Genomic DNA, 24,971 nt, shown 5'->3' with positions numbered 1-24,971 from the left:
CCGCTTCGTCCGCCTAGCTGCCCTTCGGCACTAGTTGCCGAACAGATTTTTCCAGAATCTACGTGGGCGCTTGTCTTCTAGGAGCGCTGTAGCCTGCTGCCGCCACCGGTCCCGATCTTCGCGAAGGTCAGTTATGGTTTCCTGCAACTGCTGGCGTTCGCGCTCACGTTCCTTTTCAATGGTTTCCAGTTGTATGCGGAGCGTTCCTTGATCGTTACGCAGGTGTTCCACATCGTTATGGTTGGAACGTTCCTCGTTCCGTTCCGCTGGAACAGCCGGGAACACTCGGTGCAGTTCTGCCGGTTCAATGGAATAGGCTCCATTATCTCGTTTAACTGCTGAAATCTTTCCAGATTTCAGCGCACGGTGAATGGTTGTTTTGCTCTTTCCTGTAGCCTTTGCGGCTTCATTGAGAGTGTAGCTCATAGCGTTCCGCCACGTTCCATGTGGGACGATAAGGAATGTTCCGATGTGTTACGCATCGTCCTTGCCAATCTTTGTGGCGGGCAAGTCAGGTTCCATGCCGGGAAAGGTCGGTTCGGAAGGTGGTGGCAGGCCATCCCCTGACGGAAGCTGTTGTTCGTCTTGCAGCAGGCTGGGGACACGGCGCAGCGGCTCCTGGTGGCCGAGCTGATCGCGATCCGGCTGTTCCGCGTCCGACAGAACGACCGCTGCGCTGAACAGGCTGTAGCGGATACCATCACGCTTTCCGGTCCAAGCCACCCGATCATTGATGATGTAGGCATTCACGGTTCCACGCTCGCCGACCTGCCGTATCTCGATCCAGTTTCGATCCCGAAGCGTCTTGAAGGCGGTTTTCACCGTGTTGACGTGGCGGCCCATGATTTTCGCCATCGTTTTCTGGGAAACAACGACGGCATTGTGTTCGCCCACCCGCGCGACCAGCAAGTGCATCAGCATCGCCGCGTTCGGGCTGTCGCGCATGAGAGCAGCCCAAGCTTCATGCGCCGCTCGTTCGGTCTGAACCCAAGTCCCTGGGCGTTTCTTGTCCGGCAAATGGCTCTGTTGCAAACTAGAGCGGTGTGTCCAAGACTGCGGGTTTTGATTGGCTGGAGCGCGGTTGTGATGAACGATTTCAAAGGTCGGCACTTTAGCGGCGCAGTGATTTTATGGGCAGTACGGTGGTACTGTCGTTATGGGATCAGCTATCGAGACCTTGAAACGATGCTCGCAGAACGCGGCGTTGATGTTGATCATTCGACGATTTATCGCTGGGTCCAGCGCTATGCACCTGAGATGGAGAAGCGGCTGCGCTGGTATTGGAAGCGGCCAACGATCTGGCGCAGTTGGCGGGTTGATGAAACCTATATCAAGGTCAAAGGGTGCTGGGCCTATTTGTACCGCGCCGTCGACAAGGACGGCGACACGATCGATTTCTACCTTTCTTCCACGCGCAATGCCAAGGCAGCAAAGCGTTTCCTAGGCAAAGCTCTGAACGGGCTTAAGAATTGGCAGAAGCCCTTGACGATCAATACGGACAAGGCGCCGACTTACAGCATCGCCATTTCGGCGCTGAAGAAAGAAGGTAAGCTGCCAGACGAAACGCTGCATCGGCAAGTGAAATACCTTAACAATGTGATCGAAGCCGATCATGGCAAGCTCAAGCAATTGATCAGACCCGTCCGTGGGTTCAAATCGTTGAAAACGGCCTATGCCACCATCAAAGGTTTCGAAGTCATGCGGGCTCTGAAGAAAGGTCAAGCCCAGCTCTGGCAATATGATGGCGGGATCATGGGAGAAGTGCGCCTGATCGAAAGGCAATTTGGTATCTACTCCTCCTGAAACCGGGCAGTACGGCTAGCCCTGCTCTACATTCCAAAGTTTGCAACAGTGCCGCTGTGGCTGGCCCTGCGCTATGGGGGCGAGAAGCTAGATTTAAGCTCAGACGACAATGAACGCCTTAATCGCGGCATAACGGCGGCAATCGCAGGAATGCTCACGGTCGTGGCTTATCAAGCAGCTACAGCCAAGTATCACGGCGAGTGTACCCAGGCAGTAAGAGACGGTCAGGGGGGATATGAATGCGTGGGCGATATCGTGACGGTCATGGGACCAGACTACGTTATGGCTTTTATGTGGATCGCGCTCGCGGCGGTGGCGTTCTGGGCGGGGACAACACGCAAGTCGGACTGACAAAGGTAGGGACGATGGCAGAAGAGAGCTGCCTGAAATGGTCGAAACCGACCCGCTGCTATCGTGCCTGCCGTTCGACGTTGCGCATGATAGCTGATGGGTAGCTATCTGCCTCTACTATCCGACGTGTGGGCACTCTGCAATCGGCCAATGCGCGACAAACAGGTATTTCCGGTTAGTGAACGCTTTCAAGCATTGAGCAGGGTCGGATTAATGACCGGCAAGTGGGCGGCAGCCGCATGTGGGGAGGCCGAGTCTAGCGATTCTCGTTCAGCCTCGGGTGATCAGCGCGAGGTTGTCTGCTCTATGCGCCACAGGATCGCATAACCGGGATCGAGCGTTTGTCGTCGCCATTCAGAACGGTCATCGCCATGGGCTTGCTCACGCCTTCTTCAAAATAAATGGTTTGGCCGGGCCGATCCTCGAAAATCACCGAAATCGTATGATCCAGCGAATAAAGCGCATTGCCGCCAGTGCGCCCACTCATTTCGAAAAGTTGAACCCTGACCCCGCCGATACGAACGACCGCCGTCCCATCCGAGGCAAACACGGTCTTATTTTTGCTATCGGTTGCCCAGCAAGTGGCTCCAGCCATGCTTTCGGTGTCGGCTTCCTGTAGCTCTTCCACCACCAAACCCGCTGGCTTGACTACTCCCCATTGGTATCGCTCAGACGCGGCAGTTTGGACATTCTCGGTCGCCGAGGGATCGGAGGACTGCGAGACGCCCGGGTTTGCGGACGCGCTGCTGTGGCCCCGAACTATAGGCACCGCGATGATGCAGATGATAGCGACGATGCCCAACGCTCTTCGCAGCCGCGAAGGCGGGGTCAGATTGTCCGATACGCTCGACACTTTGGCGCTCAGAAATGCTGACGCGCCGAGGGCGATGCAGGTAATCCAGAGGCCGGACATGTTTTCGACCTTGATCGATCCCGTGATCTGCCCCCCGCTGAGTGGCCCAGAGACTATGATAGTCTGGACCATGAAAGGGACATTGAATGCCGAGCAAGAAGCACAAGCCGGAAGAGATCATCGGCAAGCTGCGTGAAGTTGAGATTGTGCTGGCGCAGGGAGCGAGCACGGCTGAAGCCTGCCGCCGGATCGCGGTCAGCGAGCAGACCTATTATCGGTGGCGCAAGGAGTATGGCGGCCTGAAGACCGACCAGGCGCGGCGGATGAAGGATCTGGAGAAGGAGAACCAGCGGCTGCGCCGGGCGATCTCGGACCTGACCCTGGACAAGCTGATCTTGCAGGAGGCTGCACGGGGAAACTTCTGAGCCCCGCGCGGCGGCGGCGCTGCATCGATCAGGTACGACGGGATCTGCCAGTGCGGGTATCCGAGCGACGGATATGCCGGGTGCTGGGTCAGCATCGATCGACGCAGCGCAAGATGCCGCGCGGGGCGGATGACGAACAGGCACTGACCGAGGACATCATTGCATTGGCGAAGCAATATGGTCGTTACGGCTACTGGTCTGCCCCCACCGAGTGGACCGATTGGTTTGTTAGTGCATTAAGCTCATCGCCGCCATATCCGGACGGAGGTGGAGCGAAGCGGAACCGGAGGCCGGATATGGCGGTGTCGCCGTTTCCGGTGCCGGTGGCCGGTAGCCCAGGCTGCTATGCGGGCGGACGGTGTTGTAATGCCGCCGCCATGCCTCGATCAGCACCCTGGCCTCGGCGAGGCTGTAGAAGATCTCGCCATTGAGCAGTTCGTCGCGAAGCGACCCGTTGAAGCTTTCGTTATAGCCATTTTCCCATGGTGATCCCGGCGCGATGTAGAGGGTCTTTACGCCGATCTGCCCCAGCCATTTCTGGACGGCGGTCGCGATAAACTCGCTACCATTATCGGATCGTATATGCGCTGGCGGCCCACGCGAGATGAACAGGTCGGCCAGGGCCGCCAGAACATCCTCATGCTTGAGCTGCCGTGCAACGATGAGCGCCAGGCATTCCCTGCTGGCCTCGTCGATGATCGTGAGGATGCGGAACTTGCGACCGTCATGCGTCCGCCCCTCGACGAAATCGTAGGCCCAGACATGCCCCGGATATTCGGGGCGTAGCCGGATGCACGATCCGTCATTGAGCCATAGACGCCCGCGCTTTGGCTGGCGCTGCGGGACTTTCAGTCCTTCACGCCGCCATATCCGCTCGACACGTTTATGGTTCACCGTCCATCCCGCATGGCACAGCAACGCCGTGACCCGGCGGTAGCCGTAACGACCATATTGCTTCGCCAATGCAATGATGTCCTCGGTCAGTGCCTGTTCGTCATCCGCCCCGCGCGGCATCTTGCGCTGCGTCGATCGATGCTGACCCAGCACCCGGCATATCCGTCGCTCGGATACCCGCACTGGCAGATCCCGTCGTACCTGATCGATGCAGCGCCGCCGCCGCGCGGGGCTCAGAAGTTTCCCCGTGCAGCCTCCTGCAAGATCAGCTTGTCCAGGGTCAGGTCCGAGATCGCCCGGCGCAGCCGCTGGTTCTCCTTCTCCAGATCCTTCATCCGCCGCGCCTGGTCGGTCTTCAGGCCGCCATACTCCTTGCGCCACCGATAATAGGTCTGCTCGCTGACCGCGATCCGGCGGCAGGCTTCAGCCGTGCTCGCTCCCTGCGCCAGCACAATCTCAACTTCACGCAGCTTGCCGATGATCTCTTCCGGCTTGTGCTTCTTGCTCGGCATTCAATGTCCCTTTCATGGTCCAGACTATCATAGTCTCTGGGCCACTCAGCGGGGGGCAGATCAGACGGTGAACCATAAACGTGTCGAGCGGATATGGCGGCGTGAAGGACTGAAAGTCCCGCAGCGCCAGCCAAAGCGCGGGCGTCTATGGCTCAATGACGGATCGTGCATCCGGCTACGCCCCGAATATCCGGGGCATGTCTGGGCCTACGATTTCGTCGAGGGGCGGACGCATGACGGTCGCAAGTTCCGCATCCTCACGATCATCGACGAGGCCAGCAGGGAATGCCTGGCGCTCATCGTTGCACGGCAGCTCAAGCATGAGGATGTTCTGGCGGCCCTGGCCGACCTGTTCATCTCGCGTGGGCCGCCAGCGCATATACGATCCGATAATGGTAGCGAGTTTATCGCGACCGCCGTCCAGAAATGGCTGGGGCAGATCGGCGTAAAGACCCTCTACATCGCGCCGGGATCACCATGGGAAAATGGCTATAACGAAAGCTTCAACGGGTCGCTTCGCGACGAACTGCTCAATGGCGAGATCTTCTACAGCCTCGCCGAGGCCAGGGTGCTGATCGAGGCATGGCGGCGGCATTACAACACCGTCCGCCCGCATAGCAGCCTGGGCTACCGGCCACCGGCACCGGAAACGGCGACACCGCCATATCCGGCCTCCGGTTCCGCTTCGCTCCACCTCCGTCCGGATATGGCGGCGATGAGCTTAATGCACTAACAAACCAATCGGTCCACTCGGTGGGGGCAGACCACGCTGCGCCACCACTGTGCATAGTTCGACCGGCGATCCGTTCAGTTTTGCGACTGATAAGGTCGAAGAACCGGGACCATATTTTCATCCATTGCTGGCAACGCTGATCACCGGCGCGGCCCGGTTGATGCTCGCCATCACCGAAAGGCAGGTCGCGGATAGCGGCTTGGAATGGGCGTTTTGCGACACTGACAGCATGGCCATCGCCAAACCGGATGCGATGGCGATCAGCGATTTCTATCAGCGCGTTCACGGCATTGTCGATTGGTTCGCCGCGCTCAATCCCTATGATTTTGATGGATCGATCCTGAAAATCGAGGATGAGAATAATTCGCTTGAGACCGGACTGCCTGAACCGCTTTATTGCTGGGCGATATCGGCCAAACGTTATGCGCTGTTCAACCTTGCCGCCGACGGGACGCCGATCATGCGCAAGGCATCAGCGCATGGCCTTGGCCATCTCCTGCCGCCGTATGGCGACGACCATCCGGCTACCACCATCCCAACGCACCACCCATCGGTTCTGGGCAAGGGCATCATGCGCTGGCACGCCGACCTCTGGTGGAAAATCGTCAGCGCGGCGTTTGCTAAGCATCCCGACCAGGTATCGCGAGATTATCATCCCGCTCTCGCGAGGCCGGCGGTCAGCCGCTATGGCGCAACCTCCCCGGATTTGTTGCTATGGTTCAAGCCCTATAATCAGGCGGGCCGCCCTTATCGCGATCAGGTCAAGCCGTTCGGGTTCCTGCTCGCCATGCAGGTGCGGCTTGATTTTGGCGGAGAACGGATCGTCCAGGCCGGAAGCCGGGGCCGCCCCAAGAAGCGTAAACCTGTCAAACCTGTCGCGACGTTCGACAAGGATTTGGCGGCGGCGGCAGCATCGGCCTTTGATCGCGATACCGGGGAGCCTGTTCCAGAGTCACAGCTCAAATCCTATGCCGAGGCGCTGGCGCAATATCACCTCTCGCCCGAGTCCAAATTTCTGAACGCCGATTATATGGATCGGGGCACAACACGTCGCCGTCACGTCCGCATGACTTCGACCCGTCATATCGGCAAGGAATCGCACGATTGGGAACGCCAAGCGATCCTCGGGCCGAACCTTGATAGCGAGGTAGAATACGGTGTTTCGACGGGCGATCTTGCCGAAAAGCTTCGTGCTTTCATCGCGGAGTTCGGGGAGCGACCAGCGGCAAAGGCACTCAACATATCGGTGAAGCGATTGACCGCGCTTGCATCGGATAAACCGATTTCGGGCAACGAAAGATGGGCTAGCGTAGTGGCAGCGCGACTAACAGGGGCGAGGCAGCAATGCACAAAACTCGACCGGGAACGATATGTCGCATTACAGCGGTTACGAGAGATGACGAACCGTGATGGCCTCCGCGAAACCGCCCGGCGGTCGGGAATCGATCCCTCGAACCTACGGCGTAAAATCCGCTCAGGATGATTGATCGCTTCGCGCTTCATTCCAGCCGTTCAGCTTAGCCGGGCTCGATCCTCAGAGCAGCCACTACTCCAGGCAACTCAAACGTCAACTGCATCGATACGGCTCAGACCCGTTTCTATCCGTTATCGGTTTCAAGCGCAACGCGAACAATCATCGGAAATATTCTGATTTGTAGGCTATCTGCGGAGCATGTCCGATTGTTACAAACCACCCTTGGTTGCCGATCGGAGTAAAGTTGAGCGCAAACAGTACCTCGGCTGTACTACCGCAGTGCGCCACAGATGCGACCAAAATAGACTGGAGCCTGTCCGAAGTGTAGGTGAATTCGTCGTGATAAATATCACGTAAACCCTCGTAAACGGGGTTCGTAACTAGATATTTGGTACCATGGTTTCCAGATGGATTCAATCGTACGGTGGGTCTGGCGCATACTCTGGATTACAGATTTGCCACCATTCCTCATCGTACAGTTTGTTCCAGTCGTCATCGGTTGGCTGCTTTATACGGAACTCGGTTTCGAAGGCCTTGCATACGATTTGCGTACGCTTCCAATCCTCGCGTCGATCATACATAGAATAGGCGAGCCATCCGGTTGACCAGCATAGAGCCAGCATTATGCTGCCTACCTCGATCCGTTTATGGTCTGGAGTTTTCGTGTCCTCATTGTTCCATCGGAAGAAAAAATATACTCCAGGGCCAAGAAAAATAGATATTAATATAATGTATATGGCCAGATTTATAATATCCATTGCTGCCGCTTCTACCCTTCCTTCCTAAAGAAGAGTTTAGGGCGGCATAGCGCATCAGTTCATAATTAATTGTTACGGATTGTCGCCCGATTGATGGCATTCTGGGCTTTGGCAAGGTGGGCACAGGTTGACGGAGAGTTGGCCGAGCGGCTAGCATCCCGAGAAATTACCATTGAATTGGGTTTTGAAGAGCGGGGAGCGGGGCCCGTCAAAGGCCCACGAGCCGCAGGTGCGCTACCTCGCAACGGTTAGCTCAAGCGATTTCGATAGTCCGAGATCAATTGGACGGCGACGTTAGCGCACTTTATCCACCAATTTAGAGGGACATGTAATTGACCAAAATTTCGGCTCCGGCGGCGCCAGTTCGTCAAGGTGCGCTCACCCTGTATGCTACATCGCTCAAAGTTCGTGACCTTGTCAGCGCGAACTTTTACAATGTCGAGACACTCGACCCGATCGATGGCAACGACAAGGGTTATCAGCGGCTGCTGAACACAGCGCGGGCAAAAAAGTTCGCGGACTATGTCGTGAAAGGGCAGGACAGCAAGGATGCGTTTCTCCCCACGTCGGTCTTTTTGGCGACCGACAAATCTCTGAATTTCAACGAGGCGACCAACACGCTTGAAATAGATAGCTTGCTAATTGGGCCGTTTAGTGTGGTTGATGGGCAGCATCGTCTCGAAGGCCTTAAAATGGCAGCAGGGAAAGACGAGCGCGTTCTAGAATTTGAAATTCCGGTAAATATCGCGGTTAATTTACCTAAAATAGCACAAATGTGTCACTTCTTAATAGTGAATACCACGCAAAAGAGCGTAGACAAATCTGTTGAGCAAAGAATTATAGCTCGACTAAGCGATGCTTTGGATGTGGAGGATATGCCGAGCCTTCCCAAATGGATACTTAACACTGTTGAAAAAGGAGAAGTTGATAAGGCAATCAAGTACCCGTCTATCCCCTTGACCCACGCTTGTGGGTGGCTGGGTGACTCGCCAAACGCCGAGGTCGGCGATACGTAAAGGCGATGCCGAACCCATACCTTACCTTGGTGGGGTCGTGGAAAGACCTGCCGCCGGGAACTAAATGGACAGAGCCAGACGCCTCGGGGAAGATTGAAATCTTCGCGCCGCTAGAGGTCGCCGGGGTCACGGTTGGCTCATTTGCTTTGCGCGCTACCTGCAACACCAATCGCGTGGACGCGGACGTTCTTTTCCAACTTGAAATCGGCATCCCCGGCAGTCGCACTCGACTGCCGCTGGCTCGGATCGAATGGCGACCTTTGTCCCCGATCCACAAGAACCCGGCGGTGGACGGAAAGCCTTCGCCACTCATCGTCGGGTCTCATCATCACACGCATGAGGGCAACTGGCTTGAGGACCAAGGGCGGATGCGAGAGGGCAATCTTCCATTCGCAATAGCGCTCGATCCAGACCCCGTCTCCTTCGACGAGCTTCTTGACTTGGTAAGGATTCAGTTTAGAATCAATGGTATAAACCGCATCGAGTTGCCGCAATGGCAGCTTAAGCTGGTGTAATTGAATGACAAATATCGTGCCCTTCACCTCCGATCTTGATCGGGCCGTGGCAGAAGCCATCGGTCAACTGGTTCATGTGAACCGGTGGGGAGAAGCTGTTAATGTCACGCTCCCGCTTTTTTATCCTGGCGGCAGCGCGGTCTGCCTCGCAATAACTCAGACGCGGTTTGGATACGCAATCTCAGACAACGCACTGGCCTACCGCGAAACCGATCTAATCGGCGCGAGCACGTATTTTTCAAAGAATGTCGCCAGCGTCACGGAAGGAATGGCGGTTTGGAGTGATACCCGCTCGCTCCAGTCTGAAGCCGCGCCAGAGGCGCTAGCAGCGGCCATGGCGGACGTTGCCGCTGCATCCTCACGACTGGCGTGGAAGGTCTTCCACAAGGCCAGCAAAAAGGGTCAGGCGGAAATCGCAGACTATTTGTTTCAACGATTGCGCGCCGTGTTCGGGGAGGCGCGAGTAGAGCGTGAGCAGACGCTTACAGGTCCCTCCACTAAGCAATGGGAAGTGGACGCTGTTGTCCACCTCGATGGCCAGCAGGCGATTTTTCAGGCTGTCGCCAACCACCACATGTCGGTTTATCCGGCAGCAGCGATGTTCCATGATTTTTCTCTAGCCGATGCGCCCCCGGCCCGCGTGGCGGTGGTCAAGGACAAGGTAGCGATGGGGCCCTTTTTCAACATCCTCTCGCAATCGGGCCATGTGATTGAAGGGCGCCAAGAGGATGGCGTTTACGAAAGGGCAGCATCGTGGTTGGGCGCTTGAGCCTATCTCAGGCGCTCGCAGAGGGCCGATTGTCGGACTTCATCAACCAAGCCGAAGCGGAGGGCACAGGCCCTGCCGATCGTGCTCAGTTCGAAGCCATGGTGGGGCGCATCACAGCGCCCCTACCAGAAGATCAAACATCCCATTCACGCGCCCACGGTTCGAAGCGCGGAAAGTGAACTCGTCGAGATAGCGCTGCATATGCTTGCCGCTGATCTGGACATGGGTCGAGCGAACCGAAGCCTTGAACAGCCGCCAGAAGCCTTCAACGGTGTTGACGTGGAAGGTGTTGCCCGAACGGTAATCGTAGTGGGCGTATTCCTTCTTGCCGTGCTTCACCACGCCATGCTCGAAGCCGTCGCCCGCCAGTAAGTTGTAGCTCACCAGCTCGTCGGTCGAGACGACCGAGCCGGGCTCCACATTGTCCAGAACCACGTCGCGCAGCGTGTCCTTCTTCACGTCCGGGATGACAACCGCCTTCATGCGACCATCGCGCTCGGCAAGGCCCATGACGATCGTCTTGCCCGGTGCGCCACGACCACGCTTACCGCCCGAACGGCGACCGCCAACATAGGCTTCGTCCAGTTCGACGTGACCGGCCAGCAGAGCGTCGAAGCCCTGCGCCTTGGTCGTGAGATCGCGGATTTGCTGCCCCATGCGCCATGCGGTCTTGTAGGTCACGCCAAGCTGGCGCTGAAGTTCCTTGCCACTCACGCCGTGGCGCGTCGTGCAGAACAGATACATGGCATAGAACCACGAAACGAGCGGGGTGCGCGTGTCGTGCAGGATCGTGTTGGCAGTCGGCGCGATCTGGTGAAGGCAGTTCGGGCAGGCATAGACCCGGCGCTCGCGCAGCTTGTGGAACTGGCCTTCCGCGCCGCAAGCCGGGCAATCCATCATGGTGCCGCCGAAGCGAACCGACATGATGTGCTCAAGGCAAGCCTGCTCGTCGGGGAAGCGGGCAAAGAACTCCCGAACCGAGAACTCAGGGCTGGCAGAGGGGCTTTTCTTCGTCATGCCCCATTATATCGCAGATTAGCGAACGTGGGTCAAGGGGATAAATGGGTTCCATTTTTTATGAAGCTTCAAGATAAAGGTAGCTTTACCGTTTCCACCATGCAGCATTTGCTCCAAGCTTGTTTTGACAGCGCCGAGGGAGAGTATGCAGGGGTTGGCCACTCCGACTGGTGGGCAAAGGGAGGGAAAGCGAGCTTCTTGAATGCCGGAGCAATTAACGTTGTCAGTCAAGAGATGACCCGAGCGCTTCATAAGGCATCCATGGCCACGGCGATCGAATTTTGAATGTGAGTGAGCTCTTTCCCAAACCTGTAAAGAGGGACAGTTTTCGGCGCAGCCGGGAGCGTTTTTTGCCCGATAGTTCGGGCTGTTACGTTCTCACCACGTTTGATGGGACCATCTTGTATATCGGGCTAACAGCAGGCATTCGTCGCCGCATGATTCAGCATTTAGACACCCCAAAAAAAGTGGCATCGACGCCTCTAGGAAGAGCGACTTGGATATACTGGTTCGAAACTCCAGAAACAAACAAGGTCGAACGGACGTGGTTGAATATACATCTTTCGGCCGAGGGTTCCCTGCCGATTTTGAATAGCCGCTACTCCCCTACCTCGACATAGGGCTCACCCGAGTGAGCTGTGGTCACAAATACAATTTCCACCAGCTATCACTATACCCCCCAGCGCACGCCGGGATGACGGTTCGGGCCTAGACCGTGAAGCTTTCGCCGCAGCCGCAGCTGCCCTTGGCGTTGGGGTTCTGGAACACGAAGCCGGCGGTGAAGTCGTCCTCCACCCAGTCCATCCGGCTGCCGATCAGGTAGAGGATCGACCCGCCGTCGACGAAGAAGCTGCCGCCGGGCGTTTCGATCCGTTCGTCGAAGGAATCCGCCTTGGTCACATAGTCGACCGAATAAGCGAGGCCGGAACAGCCGCGCCGCGGGGTCGACAGCTTGACGCCGATCGCGCCGTCCGGGGCGCCGGCCATCAGCGCCGCGATGCGGGCTTCCGCCGCCGGGGTCAGGGTCAGCGCCGCCGGCCTTGTCCGGGTGGTGGTCGTCATCGGTGCTTCGTTCCTTCCTTAACCCCCCTTATAACATGCCAAGTTCCAGTTTGGCTTCATCCGACATTTTCTGCGGGTCCCACGGTGGGTCCCAAACCAGTTCGACCTCGGCGCTGCCGACGCCGGGGACGGCGCCGACCCGCATCTCCACCTCGCCCGGCATCGATTCGGCCACCGGGCAATGCGGCGTGGTCAGCGTCATCGTCACTGCGACATGGCCCTCGGCGGCAACCTCGACGCCGTAGATCAGCCCGAGATCGTAGATATTGACCGGGATTTCGGGGTCGTAGATCTCGCGCAGCGCGTCGATGACCGCTTCGTAGAGCGCGCCGCCCGGCTCGCCTTCCGCCACCGTCGCCGGTTTCTGGCTCAGAAAGCCTTCGAGATAGTCGCGCTTGCGCTCGAACGTCTCGCGCGGGGCGTCGTCCACTCGCGCGCGGGGCGGCTTGTCCACCGCGTCCACTTCTTCGACCTTGATGCTCTGTTCGTCGCTCATCCGAAAATTCTCGTTACCCGTTCGACGCCGCGCGCCAGTGCCTCGACATCGGCGGCGTCGTTGTAGATGCCGAAGCTTGCCCGCGCCGTCGCCGTGACGCCCATTTCGGCCATCAGCGGCTGGGCGCAGTGATGGCCGGCGCGGATCGCCACGCCCTCCTCATCAAGGATGGTGGCGACGTCGTGCGGGTGGACGCCGTCGACCGCGAAGCTGAGGATGCCGGCGCTGTCCGCCGGCCCGAACAGGCGGACGCTGTTGATCCGCGCCAGCCGCTCGCGCGCCTCGGCGACCAGCGCCGCTTCATGCGCGTGGATCGCGGCGAGGCCGATGCCCTCGACATAATCGACCGCCGCGGCCAGCCCGACGCCGCCGACGATGTGCGGCGTCCCCGCTTCGAACCGGGCGGGGGCGGGGGCGTAGGTGGTGCGTTCGAAGCTGACCTTGTCGATCATCGAGCCGCCGCCCTGCCAGGGCGGCATCGCGTCGAGGATCTCGGCCCGCGCCCACAGCGCGCCGATGCCGGTCGGGCCGTAGAGCTTGTGCCCCGAAAAGGCGTAGAAATCGCAGTCGAGCGCGGCGACGTCGACCGGCAGGCGCGGCACCGCCTGGCACCCGTCGAGCAGCAGCTTCGCGCCGACGCCATGCGCCAGTTCCGCCGCGCGCCGGGCGTCGAGCACCGAGCCGAGGACGTTCGAGACATGGGCGAGGGCGACCAGCTTATGCGCCGGGGTCAGCAGCGCCTCCGCCGCGTCGAGGTCGATGCGGCCATCGGCGGTCAGCGGGCAGACGTCGATTGCGATGCCGATGCGGTCGCGCAGCAACTGCCAGGGCACGATGTTGCTGTGATGCTCCAGAACCGACAGCAGGATGCGGTCGCCGGCCTTCAACTGGGTCTGGCCCCACGTCTGGGCGACAAGGTTGATCGCCTCGGTCGCGCCGCGGACGAACACCAGCTCGTCGGCGGATGCGGCGCCGATGAAGCGGGCGATCCGCCGCCGCGCCGCTTCATAGGCCAGCGTCATGTCGGCCGACCGCTTGTAGACGCCGCGATGGACGGTCGCATAATCGCGATCGTAGGCGCGGGCGATCGCGTCGGTCACAAGCTGCGGTTTCTGTGCGGTCGCGGCGCTGTCGAGATAATGCCAGTCGGCCGGCAACGCCGGAAAATCGGCGCGGTGGTCGAATGCGTTGGTCGGGGAAAGCAGGGTTGCCATCAGCGCGCCGCCAGCCATGCGTCGGCGTCGGCGATGAATGCGTCCCGCAGAGCCTCGTCATCGATGCGGCCGAGCGCGTCGACCACAAAAGCGTGCGTCAGGAGCGCGCGCGCTTCGGCCGGGGGGACGCCCCGGCTGGCGAGGTAGAACAAGGCCTGGGCGTCCAGTTCGCCGACGGTGGCGCCGTGGGCGCATTTCACGTCGTCGGCGAAGATTTCCAGCTCTGGCTTCAGATTGATTGTCGCCGCGCGCTTGAGCAGCAGGCCGCGCAACGACTGTTCGCCGTCGGTCTTCTGCGCGCCCTTGGCCACCTCGACGCGGGCGGCAAGGCTGGCGCTGGCGCTGTCGTCGGCGACGGCGCGCCAGATCTGGCGGCTGACCCCCTGTTCGGCGGCGTGGCGGACGACGACCGCCGCTTCCTGTCGCTGGTCGCCGCGGGCGAGCAGCGCGCCGCCCATTTCGGCATAGGCGGCGGTGCCGGTCAGGGTCAGCGCCGCGTCGATCCGGCTGCCCGCGCCGCCGGCGCCAAGCGCGACGGTGACAAGGCTGGCGCCTTCGCCGATTTCCGCTTCGTCACGCAGCGAGGTGAAACCGCTTGTCTGGGTCAGGCGCAGCGCCCGCATCAGCCGCGCGCCCTTTCCAAGCGCGATCGCGGTCAGCCGGTTGGCCCAGCCGTCGCCGACGAAGGTCTCGACGACGCTCGCCTGCGCCCCGGCGGCAAGGGCGATGCGGGCCGGGACATGGTTGGCGCCACCGGTCGACAGGTGGATGATCTCGACCGGGCCGGCGGCGTGATTGTCGCCCAACGCCAGCGTCCAGCCCGGGCCGGCGGCGAGGCGGGCGAGCGGATGGTCGCTTGCCGCGTCGACCGCGCCGACCGCGACCGGGCCGGGGTTGCTGCGTTCCGGCCGATAGACGCCATCAACGAAGGTCAGGTGCGGGCCGCCGAACGCGGGGGCGACCGGCGGCGCGTCGGCGCGCGGTGACGCCTCGGCCAGCGCCGGCAGCGTGGCCAGCGCCGACCAGCGCCACGCTTCATCGCGCGGGGACGGCAGGGCGAGCGCGCTCATGCGGCCAGCGCCCCATAGCCTTCGCGCTCCAGCTCCAGAGCCAGTTCGGCGCCGCCGGAACGGACGATCCGCCCGTCCGCCAGGACGTGGACGAAATCCGGTTTCACATAGTCGAGCAGCCGCTGGTAATGGGTGATCAGCAGCACCGCCTTGTCCGGCTTGCGCATGATCCGGTTGATGCCGTCGCCGACGACGCGCAGCGCGTCGATGTCGAGGCCGCTGTCGGTTTCGTCGAGGATCGCCAGCTTCGGGTCGATGATCCCCATCTGGACCATCTCGTTGCGCTTCTTCTCGCCGCCGGAAAAGCCGACATTGACCGGCCGCTTCAGCATGTCGAGGTCAAGGCCGAGCGCGGTCGCCTGCGCGCGGGCGACACGCAGGAAATCGCCGGCCGACAGCGGGTCTTCGCCGCGCGCCTTGCGCTGCGCGTTCAGCGCCTCGCGCAGGAACTGGACGTTGGAGACGCCCGGAATCTCGACCGGGTACTGGAAGCCGAGAAACAGCCCGGCGGCCGCGCGATCATGCGGGGCGAGGGCGAGCAGGTCCTGCCCGTCGAGCGTCGCGGTGCCGCCCGTCACCTCGTAACCGGGGCGGCCGCCCAGCACATAGGACAGCGTCGACTTGCCGGCGCCGTTCGGCCCCATGATCGCGTGAATCTCGCCGGGGTTGATGGCGAGCGTCAGCCCTTTCAGGATCGGCTTGTCGGCGACCGTGGCGTGGAGGTTGTTAATTTCGAGCATTTAATCCTCAGAGTCGCACGTAAGCAAGATGTCCGCGCCGCTAACGAAAGGAGGTTTCGCTTCGGCGAAATGGTCCACATCCTGAACTCGCAACAGCAGTTCGTCACCATTATCGGTTAGCAAGTGGATGAACTCACCAATGCGGGGTACTATTCTAAACTCGAACTCGCCGACCGCCTCGGGAAAAGTCTTCCCCGGAATGCGGCGTTGAACACGAATCTCGATTAGTTGGTTTGCACTCATTATCCCACGCTCCCCTCGAGGCTGACGCCGAGCAGCTTTTGCGCTTCCACCGCGAATTCCATCGGCAGTTGCTGGAGCACATCCTTGGCGAAGCCGTTGACGATCAGCGCGACGGCCTGTTCCTGATCCAGCCCGCGCTGCATGGCGTAGAACAGCTGGTCGTCGCTGATCTTGCTGGTCGTCGCCTCATGCTCGATCTGGGCGCTGGGGTTCTTCGCCTCGATATAGGGGACGGTGTGGGCGCCGCACTGGTCGCCGAGCAGCAGGCTGTCGCACTGGGTGAAGTTGCGGACATTGTCCGCCGTCGGGCCGACGCGGACCAGGCCGCGATAGGTGTTGTTCGACTTCCCCGCGCTGATCCCCTTCGATACGATGGTCGAGCGGCTGTTCTTGCCGAGATGGATCATCTTGGTGCCGGTGTCGGCCTGCTGGAAATTGTTGGTGACGGCGACCGAATAGAATTCGCCGACGCTGTTCTCCCCGGCCAGCACGCAGGACGGGTATTTCCAGGTGACGGCGCTGCCGGTTTCGACCTGGGTCCAGCTGACCTTGCTGTTGCGGCCCTGGCACAGCGCCCGCTTGGTGACGAAGTTATAGATGCCGCCCTTGCCCTCGGCGTCGCCGGGGTACCAGTTCTGCACCGTCGAATATTTGATCTCGGCATCGTCCAATGCGACCAGCTCGACGACGGCGGCGTGGAGCTGGTTCTCGTCGCGCATCGGCGCGGTGCAGCCTTCGAGGTAGCTGACATAGGCGCCGGCGTCGGCGACGATCAGCGTGCGTTCGAACTGGCCGGTATTTTCCGCGTTGATGCGGAAATAGGTGCTCAGCTCCATCGGGCAGCGGACGCCCTTGGGCACATAGACGAAGGTGCCGTCGGAAAAGACCGCGCAGTTGAGCGTCGCGAAATAATTGTCGCGCATCGGCACGACCTTGCCCAGCCAGGGGCGGACGAGGTCGGGAAATTCGCGGATCGCCTCGCTGATCGAGCGGAAGATCACGCCCGCCGCTTCCAGCTCCTTGCGAAAGGTGGTGGCGACGCTGACCGAATCGAACACCGCGTCGACGGCGACCCTGGGCGCGCCTTCCACCCCGGCCAGCACTTTCTGCTCGGCGAGCGGGATACCGAGCTTGTCGTAGACCTTCAGGATTTCGGGATCGACCTCATCAAGGCTACCGACCGTCGGCTTGGCCTTGGGCGCGGCGTAGTAATAGGCGTCCTGATAGTCGATCGGCGGGATGTTGAGCTTCGCCCAGTCCGGCTGTTCCATGGTCAGCCAGTGGCGATAGGCCTTCAGCCGCCATTCCAGCATCCATTCCGGCTCGTTCTTCTTGGCCGAGATGAAGCGGACGGTGTCCTCGCTCAGCCCCTTGGGGGCGAAGTCCTGCTCGATGTCGGTGGTGAAGCCCCATTCGTAGGTCGACGCCTTCTCGGCGGCGGCCAGTGCTTCCTGGTTGCGCGTCGCCATCAGGCCGCTCCCGCCAGCGTCGCCAGCGTCACGACGGACAACGCACCCTTCACCGCGCCGTTGACCGAACCGATCACCGGCCGCACCCGACACCCCTGTTCCAGCGCGCAGTCATGGCCTTCGCTGTCGAGGCAGGTGGTCAGCGCGATCGGCCCTTCGACCGCCTCGATGATATCGGCAAGGCTGATCGCCTGTGCCGGTCGCGCCAGCGCGAAGCCGCCCCCGGCGCCCCGTGCCGAGGTGAACAGCCCGGCGGCGGCCAGGCGTCCCATCAGCTTCTGCGTTGTCGGCAGCGGGATGCCGGTATCGGCGGCCAGCATCGTCGCCGACAGGCGGGTGCCGAGCGGCGCCCGCGCCGCTGCCGCCATGATGACGACGGAATAGTCGGTAAAACTCGACAGGCGCATGACATATCCGAATTAGGATTGATTCGATCCGATTGCCATGTGGGCGTGCACGCGGCCCGCGTCAAGCGCTGCCGCCGCCGCCCACAGGATTCTCCGCCGGGGGATCAGGTGTCGGTGATCAGCGGTCGCAGCGTCTTCACCGCGCCGCGTTTCAGGGTCAGGCGGGCCAGCGTCGGCAGGTCGTCGGTGAAGCGGCTGGGGGTTATGCCGGTGAAGCGCTTGATCTCTCGGATGAAATGCGACTGGTCATAAAATCCGCGGGCGATGACGGAAGCCATGTCGGTGTCGCCGCGCGCCAATGCCACCGCCGCCCGCAGCGCGCGATATTTTCGCGCCAGCATCTTGGGCGGGGCGCCATAGAAGCGCTTGCACAGCCGCTCGACCTGGCGGCGGGACAGGCCGACTTCGGCGACCAGCGCCTCGACATCGGGCGAATCGGCGCGTTCGAGCCAGTGGTCGACGATCCGGGTGAAGCTGACCGGCATGTCCTTCGCTTCCGCGACCAGCGCACGGATCAGCGCATTGCCGATCGCGACGCGGGCGTCGAGCGTCGGTTCTGCCCGCAGTCGCGCCGCCGTCTCGCCCATGCGCCGCCCGAACAGCGCTTGCGCGTCGACCACCCGGTTGATCATCGTCGATGCGTCGATGCCCATCAGCGCGGCCCAGCCGGCCGGGAGCAGACCGACACCGAACACCTCGACCGGGCCGGTGGCGCGTACCACGGTCATCCCGGTTGTCGGGCCAACGACCTGGGTTTCCGGCGCGGCCTGCTCGGTACCGTCGGCGAAGCGATAGGTGCCGGGGCCGTGGCTCAACTTGAAACGGAGCTGCGCCAGATCGGCCCGCTCGGAATCTTCCAGCAAAGGAACGTCAGCGCGGAAATCATAGAAGACGGAAACGAAGTCACGCAGGTCGCGCTCAGGCGCTGCATACTCAAGCGACAACGCAGACATACATGCTTATCCGACCCGTTCTGGCGAACAAGTCTAGCGAGCTGGTGCTATTATGAAAAGCGGCCTGGCCGGAAAACCGGCCAGGCCAAGTAAAAGAACCCCCAATACGTCAGGAGCCCTTCGGGTCGCGGGGCCGTCCTAGAATGATTCGAGTTAGATGTATTGGATAGATTCGACATTTCCGTTCGCCGCCCCCCATCAAAAAGATGGTGCAGGCGCTGGTTTTTGGTAAGCAGCGGCATGCTTTTTCCTCTTGTTCGTCCCCTCATCCATTCGATTGATGCGGAGCGGTCGCATCGACTTACCGTCGCCACGCTGAAGCGCCTGCCGGCGCTGCCGCCGCCCCGGCCCGATCCGGCGCTGGCGATTCGCGTCGCCGGGCTCACCTTTCCCAACCCGGTCGGGCTGGCTGCGGGGTTCGACAAGGATGCGGAGGTGCCCGCGGCGATGCTCGGCTTCGGCTTCGGCTTCGTCGAGGTCGGCACGCTGACCCCGCGCCCGCAGCCGGGCAACCCGCGCCCGCGCCTGTTCCGGCTGGGGGAGGACCAGGCGGTGATCAACCGGATGGGGTTCAACAATGGCGGCCAGCCGGCGGCGCTCGCCCGGCTGCGCGGGCGGCGTAGCGGCATCGTCGGCGTCAATATCGGCGCCAACAAGGATTCGGCTGACCGCGTCGCCGACTACGCGCTGGGCGTGACGACGATGCTGGCGGTCGCCGACTATCTGACCGTCAACATCAGTTCGCCCAACACGCCGGGGCTGCGCGCGTTGCAGGACCCGGCGGCGCTGACCGCGCTGCTCGACGTGGTGATGGAAGCGCGCGGTGCCGGGCCGCCGCTGTTTCTGAAGGTGGCGCCGGATCTGGAGCCGGCGGATATCGACGCGATCGCCCGGCTGGCGATCGACCGGCATGTCGATGCGCTGATCGTGTCGAACACGACGATCGGCCGGCCGGGCCTCGCTTCGCGCCATGCCGGCGAGGCGGGCGGCCTGTCCGGCGCGCCGTTGCGCCCGCTGGCATTGCAGCGCCTCGCCGATTTTCGCGCCGCGACCGGCGGTGCGCTACCGCTGATCGCCGCCGGCGGCATTGCGTCGGCCGAACACGCCTATGCCAGCATCCGCACCGGGGCCAGCCTGGTCCAGCTCTATACCGCGCTGGTCTATGAAGGGCCGGGGCTGGCGAAGCGCATCGTTGCCGGGCTGAAGGATCTGATCGCCCGCGACGGCTTTACCAGCATCGAGCAGGCGGTCGGCGCGTGAGTGGCGGCAGGCATCTTTCCCCCGGCGGTTCAGGCCTCTATTGTCGGGGCATGCGCCGCTGCCTGTCCCTGCTCCTCGCCCTGTTCCTGGTTCTGCCCGCCCCCGCCGTTGCGGCGGAGGCGGTCGTTTCCGCCGCCGACCCACGCGCCGCGGCGGCCGGGCAGCAGATTTTGCGCGCGGGCGGCAATGCCGCCGACGCGGCGATGGCGATGATGCTGGCGCTGACCGTGGTAGAACCGCAGTCGAGCGGCATCGGCGGCGGCGGCTTCTTCGTCTATCACGATGCCGCGACCGGCGCGGTGGCGACGGTGGACGGGCGGGAAAAAGCGCCCGCCGCCGCGACGCCCGAACGCTTCCTCACCCCCGATGGCGCGCCGATGGGCTTTCGGGACGCGGTGGCGGGGGGGCTTTCGGTCGGCGTGCCCGGCAACATCCGGCTGATGGAGGCGGTTCACGCCAAATGGGGCAAGCTGCCCTGGGCGAAACTGTTCGACCCGGCGATCCGCCTGGCGGAGGACGGGTTCGTGGTCAACCGGACGCTGAACGGCCGCATCGCCGCGATGGCCGGGTTGTGGAAGGATTTCCCGGAGATCGCCGCGCTCTACATGCCCGGCGGCACTGCGCCGGCGGTCGGCGCCACCCTGCGCAACCCGGCGCTCGGCACGCTGCTGCGCGCGGTTGCGACCGGCGGGGCCGACGCATTCTATACCGGTGCCAATGCCCGGGCGCTGGCTGACGCGGTCGCCAACGCCCCGCGCCACCCGTCGGCGCTGACGCTCGACGACCTTGCCGCCTACCGCGCGGTTGAGCGGCCGCCGGTGTGCACGACCTATCGGCTCTACCGGATCTGCGGCATGGGGCCGCCTTCTTCCGGGGCGACAACCGTGTTCCAGATCCTCGGCATGATCGAGCGTTTCGACATGGCGGCGCTGGGCAAGGACAACCCGGACGCCTGGCACCTGATCGGCGAGGCGATGCTGCTCGCCTATGCCGACCGCGATGCCTATCTTGGGGACAGCGACTTCGTCGCCGTGCCGGTCGCCGGGCTGCTCGACCCGGCTTATGTGAAGACGCGCTCGGCACTGATCGCGACGGACCGCAGCCTTGGCCGCTACGAAGCGGGGACGCCGCCCGGCGCCCAGCCACGGACCCCGGCGACGCCCGGCGAGGACGGCGGCACCACCCATTTCGTCGCGGTCGACGCGGCCGGGAATGTCGCGACGATGACGTCGACGGTCGAAGGCGCGTTCGGCAGCCAGCTCGTCGCGAACGGCATGGTGCTGAACAACGAACTGACCGATTTCACCTTCGCGCCGGAAAAGGACGGCGCGCCGGTCGCCAACCGGGTGGAAGCGGGCAAGCGGCCATTGTCGTCGATGGCGCCGACGATCGTCTACGATCCGGCGGGCAGGCCGGTGTTCGCGATCGGCGCAGCCGGGGGCAAGACGATCATCATGCAGGTGCTGAAAGGGCTGGTCGCGCGGATCGACTGGGGCCTCGACGCGCAACAGGCGGTGGCGCTGCCCAACCTCTATTTCAGCGGTACCGCGCTGGTGGTGGAAGCCGGTTCTCCGGTCGAGGCGATGACCCCGGCGCTGAAGGCGCTCGGCCATGCCGTCATCACCCGCCCGGCGTGGGGCAAGGCGAACGCCGCCGGCTGGACGGCGGCGGGCTGGGCCGGCGGCGCCGATCCGCGCAGCGAGGGTGTCGCGCTGAATCCATAGGCGGATTGGCCTTCGTGACGGCGGTCAACGGGTTGCGGTGCCCCTGCGGCGATCCTATGGCGCGGCATGGACACGATCAGGATAAACCGCGCGCTGCTCTCCGTCTCTGACAAGAGCGGCCTCATTCCCCTTGGCCAGGCGCTGGCGCGCCATGGCGTGGAACTGGTTTCGACCGGCGGCACCGCGACCGCGCTGCGCGATGCTGGCCTTGCGGTACGCGACATTTCCGACCTGACCGGCTTTCCCGAGATGATGGATGGCCGGGTCAAGACGTTGCACCCCAAGGTGCATGGGGGCCTGCTCGCGGTGCGCGACGATGCCGAGCATGTCGCGGCGATGGCGGCGCACGACATCGGCGCGATCGATCTGGTCGTCGTCAACCTTTACCCGTTCGCGCAGACCGTGGCGCGCGGCGCCGCGCGCGATGAAATCATCGAGAATATCGACATTGGCGGCCCGTCGATGGTGCGTTCGGCCGCGAAGAACCATGCCTTTGTCGGTATCGTCACCGACCCGGCCGACTATGCCGAACTGATCGGGGAATTGGACGCGCATGGCGGCGCGACGACGCTCGCCTTCCGCAAGCGGCTGGCAGCCAAGGCCTTCGCCGCCACCGCCGCCTATGACGCGATGATCTCGCAATGGTTCGCCTTCGCCGACCAGCAGCAGACCTTCCCCGATACGCTGGCGCTGACGGCGACGCGGGCGGATGAGCTGCGTTATGGCGAAAACCCGCATCAGCACGCGGCGCTGTACCTGCCGGTCGGCCCGCATGCCAACGGCATTGCCCAAGCCGAACAGTTGCAGGGCAAGGCGCTCAGCTACAACAACTACAACGATGCCGACGCGGCGCTGGAACTGGTCGGCGAGTTTCGCGATGGGCCGCCGACGGTCGTCATCGTCAAGCATGCCAACCCGTGCGGCGTCGCCAGCGCCGATACGCTGCTCGACGCCTATCGCGCCGCGCTGGCCTGCGACAGCGTGTCGGCATTTGGCGGTATCGTCGCGGTCAACCGGCCGCTCGACGGGGCGACGGCGCGGGCGATGGTAGAGATTTTCACCGAAGTCGTCGCGGCGCCCGATGCGGACGAGGAAGCGCGCGCCGTGTTCGCCGCCAAGAAGAATCTGCGCCTGCTGCTGACCGGACCGCTGGCCGATCCGGCCCGGCCGGGGTTGAAGGTCAAGACGATCGCCGGCGGCTATCTGGTCCAGTCGCGCGACAATGGTCGGGTCACCGAGGCGGAACTGACCGTCGCGACGAAACGCACGCCGACCGCGGCGGAACTGACCGACTGCCTGTTCGCCTGGACGGTGGCGAAACACGTCAAGTCGAACGCGATCGTCTATGCCAAGGGCGGATCAACCGCCGGCATCGGCGCCGGGCAGATGAACCGGTTGGAATCGGCGCGGATCGCGGCCTGGAAGGCCAAGGACGCAGCCGACAAGGCCGGCTGGGACCAGCCACGCACGATCGGATCTGCGGTGGCGTCGGACGCTTTCTTCCCGTTCGCCGACGGCCTGCTTGTCGCGGTCGAGGCGGGCGCGACGGCGGTGATCCAGCCCGGCGGATCGATCCGCGATGCGGAGGTGATCGCCGCCGCCGACGCGGCCGGTCTGGCGATGGTGTTTACCGGGATGCGCCACTTCCGCCACTGACCGGCGTGGTGCCGGCGGCGGCCGGCGCGCGGCGGAATAGCACGCGGTCTTCATGGGTGAAGCCCTTGTACCAGATGACGGCGCCGTAGGTGACGAGGATCAGCGGCAGGCCGAGGATCAGTTCCAGCCATTCGAGCGACCGTGGCAATGCGGTCACGCCATAGCCGACGGCGACTGCCGCCGCTGTCGCCCAGACCAGTGCCCAGCGCCACGGCGACACCGGCGCGTCGAGCAGCCGCGACAGCAGCCGCGCCTTGGCGACGGATGCGAAACCGAGGGCGATCGGCAGCGCCGCCGCCGGGCCGATCGCCTGCACCGCCATCGGCAGGCCCAGCGCCCGCGCGCCGAGGATGAAGGCGAAACTGAGCAGGATCTGGATGGTGATCGTCGCCACCGACAGCATCAGGTTGCGGTGGCGGGCGATGTAGATCAGCGCCGATTCGGACACGACCGCCGTCGCCGCCACCACCTCCGCGGCGAGCAGGAAGGCGAGGGCGCCGGTGCCGCTGACGAATTCGCGTCCGGCAAGGCCCATCACCGCTTCGCCCGGAATCGCCAGCGCCAGCGCGATGCCGGCCTGCGCCGCGATGATCCAGAAACCAACCTGGCGTACCTGCCGGGCGACAGCCGCCTTGTTCCCCGCTTCCAGATTCTGGGTGATGACCGGGCCGAGGATCGGGTCGAAACTGGTCTTCAGCTTCTGCGGCAGGGTGACGATCTGCTGCGCGACCCAATAGATGCCGACCACCGCCGGGCTGAAGAACAGGCCGAGGATGAAGCGGTCGACATTGCGGGTGCCCCACTCGATCGCATCGGCGGCGGCGAGCGGGATGTTGCGCCGGGTCAGCCGGAACAGCTCTGCCGGCGCGGGGCGCCAGCCACGCGGCAGGCCATATTCGCGGATGAACGGGATCATCGACGCCAGCAGCGCCGCGATCATCGACAGCGCATAGGCGATGATCAGCCCGTCGCGCTGCGAGTAGAAATAGAGCGCGCCGGCGGCGATGCTGATCGTCCACGGCTCCACCACCGCCCGCGCCCTGACCGTCGCCGCCACGTTCAGCCGGTAGGCGAGCGCCGCCAGCGACACGTCCGACCAGGCGAAGGCGAAGATGGTCAGCGGCAACAGCTGCTCCAGCCCGTTGATGCCGCTGTTCGGAAACATGATCTCCGGCACGGCGGCCAGCACCGCCGCGCCGACGGCGGAGGCGATTCCGGCGACGAGCAGGGCGTTCCAGACGATGTGGACATGCGGCTGGCGGTTCTCGGACAGCTGCTGCGCCAGCCCGCGCTTCAGCCCCAGCGTGGCGATCTGCGCGGTGAATTCGATGACCAGAATGGCCAGCGCGAACCGGCCGAGCGCGTCCGGCCCGTACAGGCGGCCAGCGATGAACAGGAACGGGATCCGCGCGATCAGGCGCAGCACGAACCCGAAGAAGTTGGTCCGCCCGCCCTTGGCCAGGGCGGCGATGTCGCCCCCGTCGGCGGATGTGGCCTCTGCCCCCATCCCCCCCTCTTAGCGGCGGCGGCCCGAAAGCTCCATATCCGGCGCGACGG

Annotated in this window: 25 protein-coding genes and 2 pseudogenes; 12 read left to right on the top strand and 15 right to left on the bottom strand. The window is 62.9% G+C overall.

All coding sequences use genetic code 11. From position 1 onward, the window contains the following. Window positions 1-30: 30 nt before the first annotated feature. Window positions 31-426 (bottom strand): helix-turn-helix domain-containing protein, encoded by a 396-nt coding sequence (locus tag ACMT1E_RS13090; protein WP_414900776.1) that lies wholly within the window; start codon window positions 424-426, stop codon window positions 31-33. 48 nt (window positions 427-474) lie between these two features. Next, window positions 475-945: a helix-turn-helix domain-containing protein gene (locus tag ACMT1E_RS13085; protein ID WP_414900774.1), complete on the bottom strand. Its 471-nt coding sequence runs from the start codon at window positions 943-945 to the stop codon at window positions 475-477. 141 nt (window positions 946-1,086) lie between these two features. Here ACMT1E_RS13085 and ACMT1E_RS13080 point away from each other — a divergent pair, with 141 nt between their 5' ends. Together ACMT1E_RS13080 and ACMT1E_RS13075 are read left to right on the top strand one after the other, a co-directional pair. Then, window positions 1,087-1,803 (top strand): IS6 family transposase, encoded by a 717-nt coding sequence (locus ACMT1E_RS13080; protein WP_414900773.1) that lies wholly within the window; start codon window positions 1,087-1,089, stop codon window positions 1,801-1,803. Between the two features lie 48 nt (window positions 1,804-1,851). Continuing rightward, window positions 1,852-2,154 carry a hypothetical protein gene (locus ACMT1E_RS13075; RefSeq protein WP_414900772.1) on the top strand — a complete coding sequence of 101 codons (303 nt, stop codon included), beginning with the start codon at window positions 1,852-1,854 and terminating at the stop codon, window positions 2,152-2,154. Between the two features lie 304 nt (window positions 2,155-2,458). Here the strand turns inward: ACMT1E_RS13075 and ACMT1E_RS13070 are convergent, their stop codons facing one another. Then, a complete protein-coding gene (locus ACMT1E_RS13070) occupies window positions 2,459-3,067 on the bottom strand; it encodes a hypothetical protein (protein WP_414900771.1) in 609 nt (202 codons plus the stop codon). 86 nt (window positions 3,068-3,153) lie between these two features. On the opposite strand from ACMT1E_RS13070, the pseudogene ACMT1E_RS13065 reads away from it, so the two are divergent. Further along, window positions 3,154-3,626, top strand: a pseudogene (locus tag ACMT1E_RS13065) (IS3-like element ISSpma1 family transposase); the annotation flags it as partial. A gap of 34 nt (window positions 3,627-3,660) precedes the next feature. Here the strand turns inward: ACMT1E_RS13065 and ACMT1E_RS13060 are convergent. Beyond that, window positions 3,661-4,838 (bottom strand): IS3-like element ISSpma1 family transposase gene (locus tag ACMT1E_RS13060; protein ID WP_145923348.1). Its coding sequence is split into 2 segments (ribosomal slippage): window positions 3,661-4,574 and window positions 4,574-4,838, totalling 1,179 coding nucleotides; the frame shifts between segments, so codons are not numbered across the junction. 55 nt (window positions 4,839-4,893) lie between these two features. Here ACMT1E_RS13060 and ACMT1E_RS13055 point away from each other — a divergent pair. From ACMT1E_RS13055 to ACMT1E_RS13045, 3 genes and pseudogenes are all read left to right on the top strand, one after another. Continuing rightward, window positions 4,894-5,571: pseudogene (locus ACMT1E_RS13055) on the top strand (IS3-like element ISSpma1 family transposase); the annotation flags it as partial. 49 nt (window positions 5,572-5,620) lie between these two features. Beyond that, a complete protein-coding gene (locus ACMT1E_RS13050) occupies window positions 5,621-7,054 on the top strand; it encodes a hypothetical protein (protein WP_414900769.1) in 1,434 nt (477 codons plus the stop codon). Between the two features lie 1,081 nt (window positions 7,055-8,135). After that, entirely contained in the window at window positions 8,136-8,819 is a 684-nt protein-coding gene (locus ACMT1E_RS13045) for a DGQHR domain-containing protein (protein ID WP_414900768.1), read from the top strand. A 137-nt stretch (window positions 8,820-8,956) separates the two neighbouring features. On the opposite strand, the gene ACMT1E_RS13040 is transcribed toward ACMT1E_RS13045, so the two are convergent. Beyond that, on the bottom strand, window positions 8,957-9,361 hold the full coding sequence (locus ACMT1E_RS13040) for a hypothetical protein (protein WP_414900767.1): 405 nt from the start codon (window positions 9,359-9,361) through the stop codon (window positions 8,957-8,959). On the opposite strand from ACMT1E_RS13040, the gene ACMT1E_RS13035 reads away from it, so the two are divergent. Then, window positions 9,339-10,103: a hypothetical protein gene (locus ACMT1E_RS13035; RefSeq protein WP_414900766.1), complete on the top strand. Its 765-nt coding sequence runs from the start codon at window positions 9,339-9,341 to the stop codon at window positions 10,101-10,103. The two genes, ACMT1E_RS13040 and ACMT1E_RS13035, sit on opposite strands and share 23 nt — an antisense overlap. Window positions 10,104-10,214: 111 nt before the next feature. On the opposite strand, the gene ACMT1E_RS13030 is transcribed toward ACMT1E_RS13035, so the two are convergent. After that, complete coding sequence (locus ACMT1E_RS13030) at window positions 10,215-11,120, bottom strand: IS1595 family transposase (protein WP_414900765.1); 906 nt, start codon at window positions 11,118-11,120, stop codon at window positions 10,215-10,217. Between the two features lie 60 nt (window positions 11,121-11,180). Between ACMT1E_RS13030 and ACMT1E_RS13025 the strand changes: the two genes are divergently transcribed. Then, the gene (locus tag ACMT1E_RS13025) at window positions 11,181-11,405 is read left to right on the top strand and encodes a hypothetical protein (RefSeq protein WP_414900763.1); all 225 of its coding nucleotides are present in this window, start codon (window positions 11,181-11,183) and stop codon (window positions 11,403-11,405) included. Between the two features lie 2 nt (window positions 11,406-11,407). Beyond that, complete coding sequence (locus ACMT1E_RS13020; protein WP_414900762.1) at window positions 11,408-11,740, top strand: GIY-YIG nuclease family protein; 333 nt, start codon at window positions 11,408-11,410, stop codon at window positions 11,738-11,740. Between the two features lie 88 nt (window positions 11,741-11,828). On the opposite strand, the gene ACMT1E_RS13015 is transcribed toward ACMT1E_RS13020, so the two are convergent. The 8 genes from ACMT1E_RS13015 to ACMT1E_RS12980 all read right to left on the bottom strand — a co-directional run bounded on the left by ACMT1E_RS13015 (window position 11,829) and on the right by ACMT1E_RS12980 (window position 18,774). After that, window positions 11,829-12,182, bottom strand: a complete 354-nt coding sequence (locus ACMT1E_RS13015) for a HesB/IscA family protein (RefSeq protein WP_414900761.1) — start codon at window positions 12,180-12,182, stop codon at window positions 11,829-11,831. 28 nt (window positions 12,183-12,210) lie between these two features. Then, entirely contained in the window at window positions 12,211-12,678 is a 468-nt protein-coding gene (locus tag ACMT1E_RS13010; protein ID WP_414900760.1) for an SUF system Fe-S cluster assembly protein, read from the bottom strand. Continuing rightward, a complete protein-coding gene (locus tag ACMT1E_RS13005; RefSeq protein ID WP_414900758.1) occupies window positions 12,675-13,892 on the bottom strand; it encodes a cysteine desulfurase in 1,218 nt (405 codons plus the stop codon). Before ACMT1E_RS13005 ends, ACMT1E_RS13010 begins: the two co-directional genes overlap by 4 nt. Next, window positions 13,892-14,962 (bottom strand): SufB/SufD family protein, encoded by a 1,071-nt coding sequence (locus ACMT1E_RS13000; protein WP_414900757.1) that lies wholly within the window; start codon window positions 14,960-14,962, stop codon window positions 13,892-13,894. The genes ACMT1E_RS13005 and ACMT1E_RS13000 overlap by 1 nt, the downstream gene beginning before the upstream one ends. Next, window positions 14,959-15,702: a Fe-S cluster assembly ATPase SufC gene (gene sufC / locus ACMT1E_RS12995; protein ID WP_414900756.1), complete on the bottom strand. Its 744-nt coding sequence runs from the start codon at window positions 15,700-15,702 to the stop codon at window positions 14,959-14,961. Before sufC ends, ACMT1E_RS13000 begins: the two co-directional genes overlap by 4 nt. A gap of 242 nt (window positions 15,703-15,944) precedes the next feature. After that, a complete protein-coding gene (gene sufB / locus ACMT1E_RS12990; protein WP_414900755.1) occupies window positions 15,945-17,414 on the bottom strand; it encodes a Fe-S cluster assembly protein SufB in 1,470 nt (489 codons plus the stop codon). After that, a complete protein-coding gene (locus ACMT1E_RS12985) occupies window positions 17,414-17,821 on the bottom strand; it encodes an RrF2 family transcriptional regulator (RefSeq protein ID WP_414900753.1) in 408 nt (135 codons plus the stop codon). Before ACMT1E_RS12985 ends, sufB begins: the two co-directional genes overlap by 1 nt. A gap of 104 nt (window positions 17,822-17,925) precedes the next feature. Beyond that, window positions 17,926-18,774 (bottom strand): helix-turn-helix domain-containing protein, encoded by an 849-nt coding sequence (locus ACMT1E_RS12980; protein WP_414900752.1) that lies wholly within the window; start codon window positions 18,772-18,774, stop codon window positions 17,926-17,928. Window positions 18,775-19,014: 240 nt separating this feature from the next. Here ACMT1E_RS12980 and ACMT1E_RS12975 point away from each other — a divergent pair, with 240 nt between their 5' ends. The 3 genes from ACMT1E_RS12975 to purH all read left to right on the top strand — a co-directional run bounded on the left by ACMT1E_RS12975 (window position 19,015) and on the right by purH (window position 23,414). Beyond that, the gene (locus ACMT1E_RS12975) at window positions 19,015-20,034 is read left to right on the top strand and encodes a quinone-dependent dihydroorotate dehydrogenase (RefSeq protein ID WP_414900750.1); all 1,020 of its coding nucleotides are present in this window, start codon (window positions 19,015-19,017) and stop codon (window positions 20,032-20,034) included. A 50-nt stretch (window positions 20,035-20,084) separates the two neighbouring features. Next, window positions 20,085-21,758, top strand: a complete 1,674-nt coding sequence (ggt, locus tag ACMT1E_RS12970) for a gamma-glutamyltransferase (RefSeq protein ID WP_414903429.1) — start codon at window positions 20,085-20,087, stop codon at window positions 21,756-21,758. Between the two features lie 66 nt (window positions 21,759-21,824). Next, complete coding sequence (purH, locus tag ACMT1E_RS12965) at window positions 21,825-23,414, top strand: bifunctional phosphoribosylaminoimidazolecarboxamide formyltransferase/IMP cyclohydrolase (RefSeq protein WP_414900749.1); 1,590 nt, start codon at window positions 21,825-21,827, stop codon at window positions 23,412-23,414. On the opposite strand, the gene ACMT1E_RS12960 is transcribed toward purH, so the two are convergent. Beyond that, window positions 23,386-24,921, bottom strand: a complete 1,536-nt coding sequence (locus ACMT1E_RS12960; RefSeq protein ID WP_414900747.1) for a lipopolysaccharide biosynthesis protein — start codon at window positions 24,919-24,921, stop codon at window positions 23,386-23,388. The two genes, purH and ACMT1E_RS12960, sit on opposite strands and share 29 nt — an antisense overlap. Window positions 24,922-24,971: the final 50 nt, after the last annotated feature.

Source organism: Sphingomonas flavalba (genome assembly GCF_047553045.1).
In the GTDB taxonomy this organism is placed as follows: domain Bacteria; phylum Pseudomonadota; class Alphaproteobacteria; order Sphingomonadales; family Sphingomonadaceae; genus Sphingomonas_L; species Sphingomonas_L flavalba_A.
Note: the sequence above shows the minus strand (reverse complement) of the source record. Positions and strands in the feature narration are given on the sequence as shown.

Coding starts and splice junctions, on each gene's coding strand:
- ACMT1E_RS13090 (WP_414900776.1), bottom strand. CDS start 426: ATGAGCTACACTCTCAATGAAGCCGCAAAGGCTACAGGAAAGAGCAAA.
- ACMT1E_RS13085 (WP_414900774.1), bottom strand. CDS start 945: ATGCGCGACAGCCCGAACGCGGCGATGCTGATGCACTTGCTGGTCGCG.
- ACMT1E_RS13080 (WP_414900773.1), top strand. CDS start 1,087: ATGAACGATTTCAAAGGTCGGCACTTTAGCGGCGCAGTGATTTTATGG.
- ACMT1E_RS13070 (WP_414900771.1), bottom strand. CDS start 3,067: ATGTCCGGCCTCTGGATTACCTGCATCGCCCTCGGCGCGTCAGCATTT.
- ACMT1E_RS13035 (WP_414900766.1), top strand. CDS start 9,339: ATGACAAATATCGTGCCCTTCACCTCCGATCTTGATCGGGCCGTGGCA.
- ACMT1E_RS13030 (WP_414900765.1), bottom strand. CDS start 11,120: ATGACGAAGAAAAGCCCCTCTGCCAGCCCTGAGTTCTCGGTTCGGGAG.
- ACMT1E_RS13025 (WP_414900763.1), top strand. CDS start 11,181: ATGAAGCTTCAAGATAAAGGTAGCTTTACCGTTTCCACCATGCAGCAT.
- ACMT1E_RS13015 (WP_414900761.1), bottom strand. CDS start 12,182: ATGACGACCACCACCCGGACAAGGCCGGCGGCGCTGACCCTGACCCCG.
- ACMT1E_RS13010 (WP_414900760.1), bottom strand. CDS start 12,678: ATGAGCGACGAACAGAGCATCAAGGTCGAAGAAGTGGACGCGGTGGAC.
- ACMT1E_RS13005 (WP_414900758.1), bottom strand. CDS start 13,892: ATGGCAACCCTGCTTTCCCCGACCAACGCATTCGACCACCGCGCCGAT.
- ACMT1E_RS13000 (WP_414900757.1), bottom strand. CDS start 14,962: ATGAGCGCGCTCGCCCTGCCGTCCCCGCGCGATGAAGCGTGGCGCTGG.
- sufC (WP_414900756.1), bottom strand. CDS start 15,702: ATGCTCGAAATTAACAACCTCCACGCCACGGTCGCCGACAAGCCGATC.
- sufB (WP_414900755.1), bottom strand. CDS start 17,414: ATGGCGACGCGCAACCAGGAAGCACTGGCCGCCGCCGAGAAGGCGTCG.
- ACMT1E_RS12985 (WP_414900753.1), bottom strand. CDS start 17,821: ATGCGCCTGTCGAGTTTTACCGACTATTCCGTCGTCATCATGGCGGCA.
- ACMT1E_RS12980 (WP_414900752.1), bottom strand. CDS start 18,774: ATGTCTGCGTTGTCGCTTGAGTATGCAGCGCCTGAGCGCGACCTGCGT.
- ACMT1E_RS12975 (WP_414900750.1), top strand. CDS start 19,015: ATGCTTTTTCCTCTTGTTCGTCCCCTCATCCATTCGATTGATGCGGAG.
- ggt (WP_414903429.1), top strand. CDS start 20,085: ATGCGCCGCTGCCTGTCCCTGCTCCTCGCCCTGTTCCTGGTTCTGCCC.
- purH (WP_414900749.1), top strand. CDS start 21,825: ATGGACACGATCAGGATAAACCGCGCGCTGCTCTCCGTCTCTGACAAG.
- ACMT1E_RS12960 (WP_414900747.1), bottom strand. CDS start 24,921: ATGGGGGCAGAGGCCACATCCGCCGACGGGGGCGACATCGCCGCCCTG.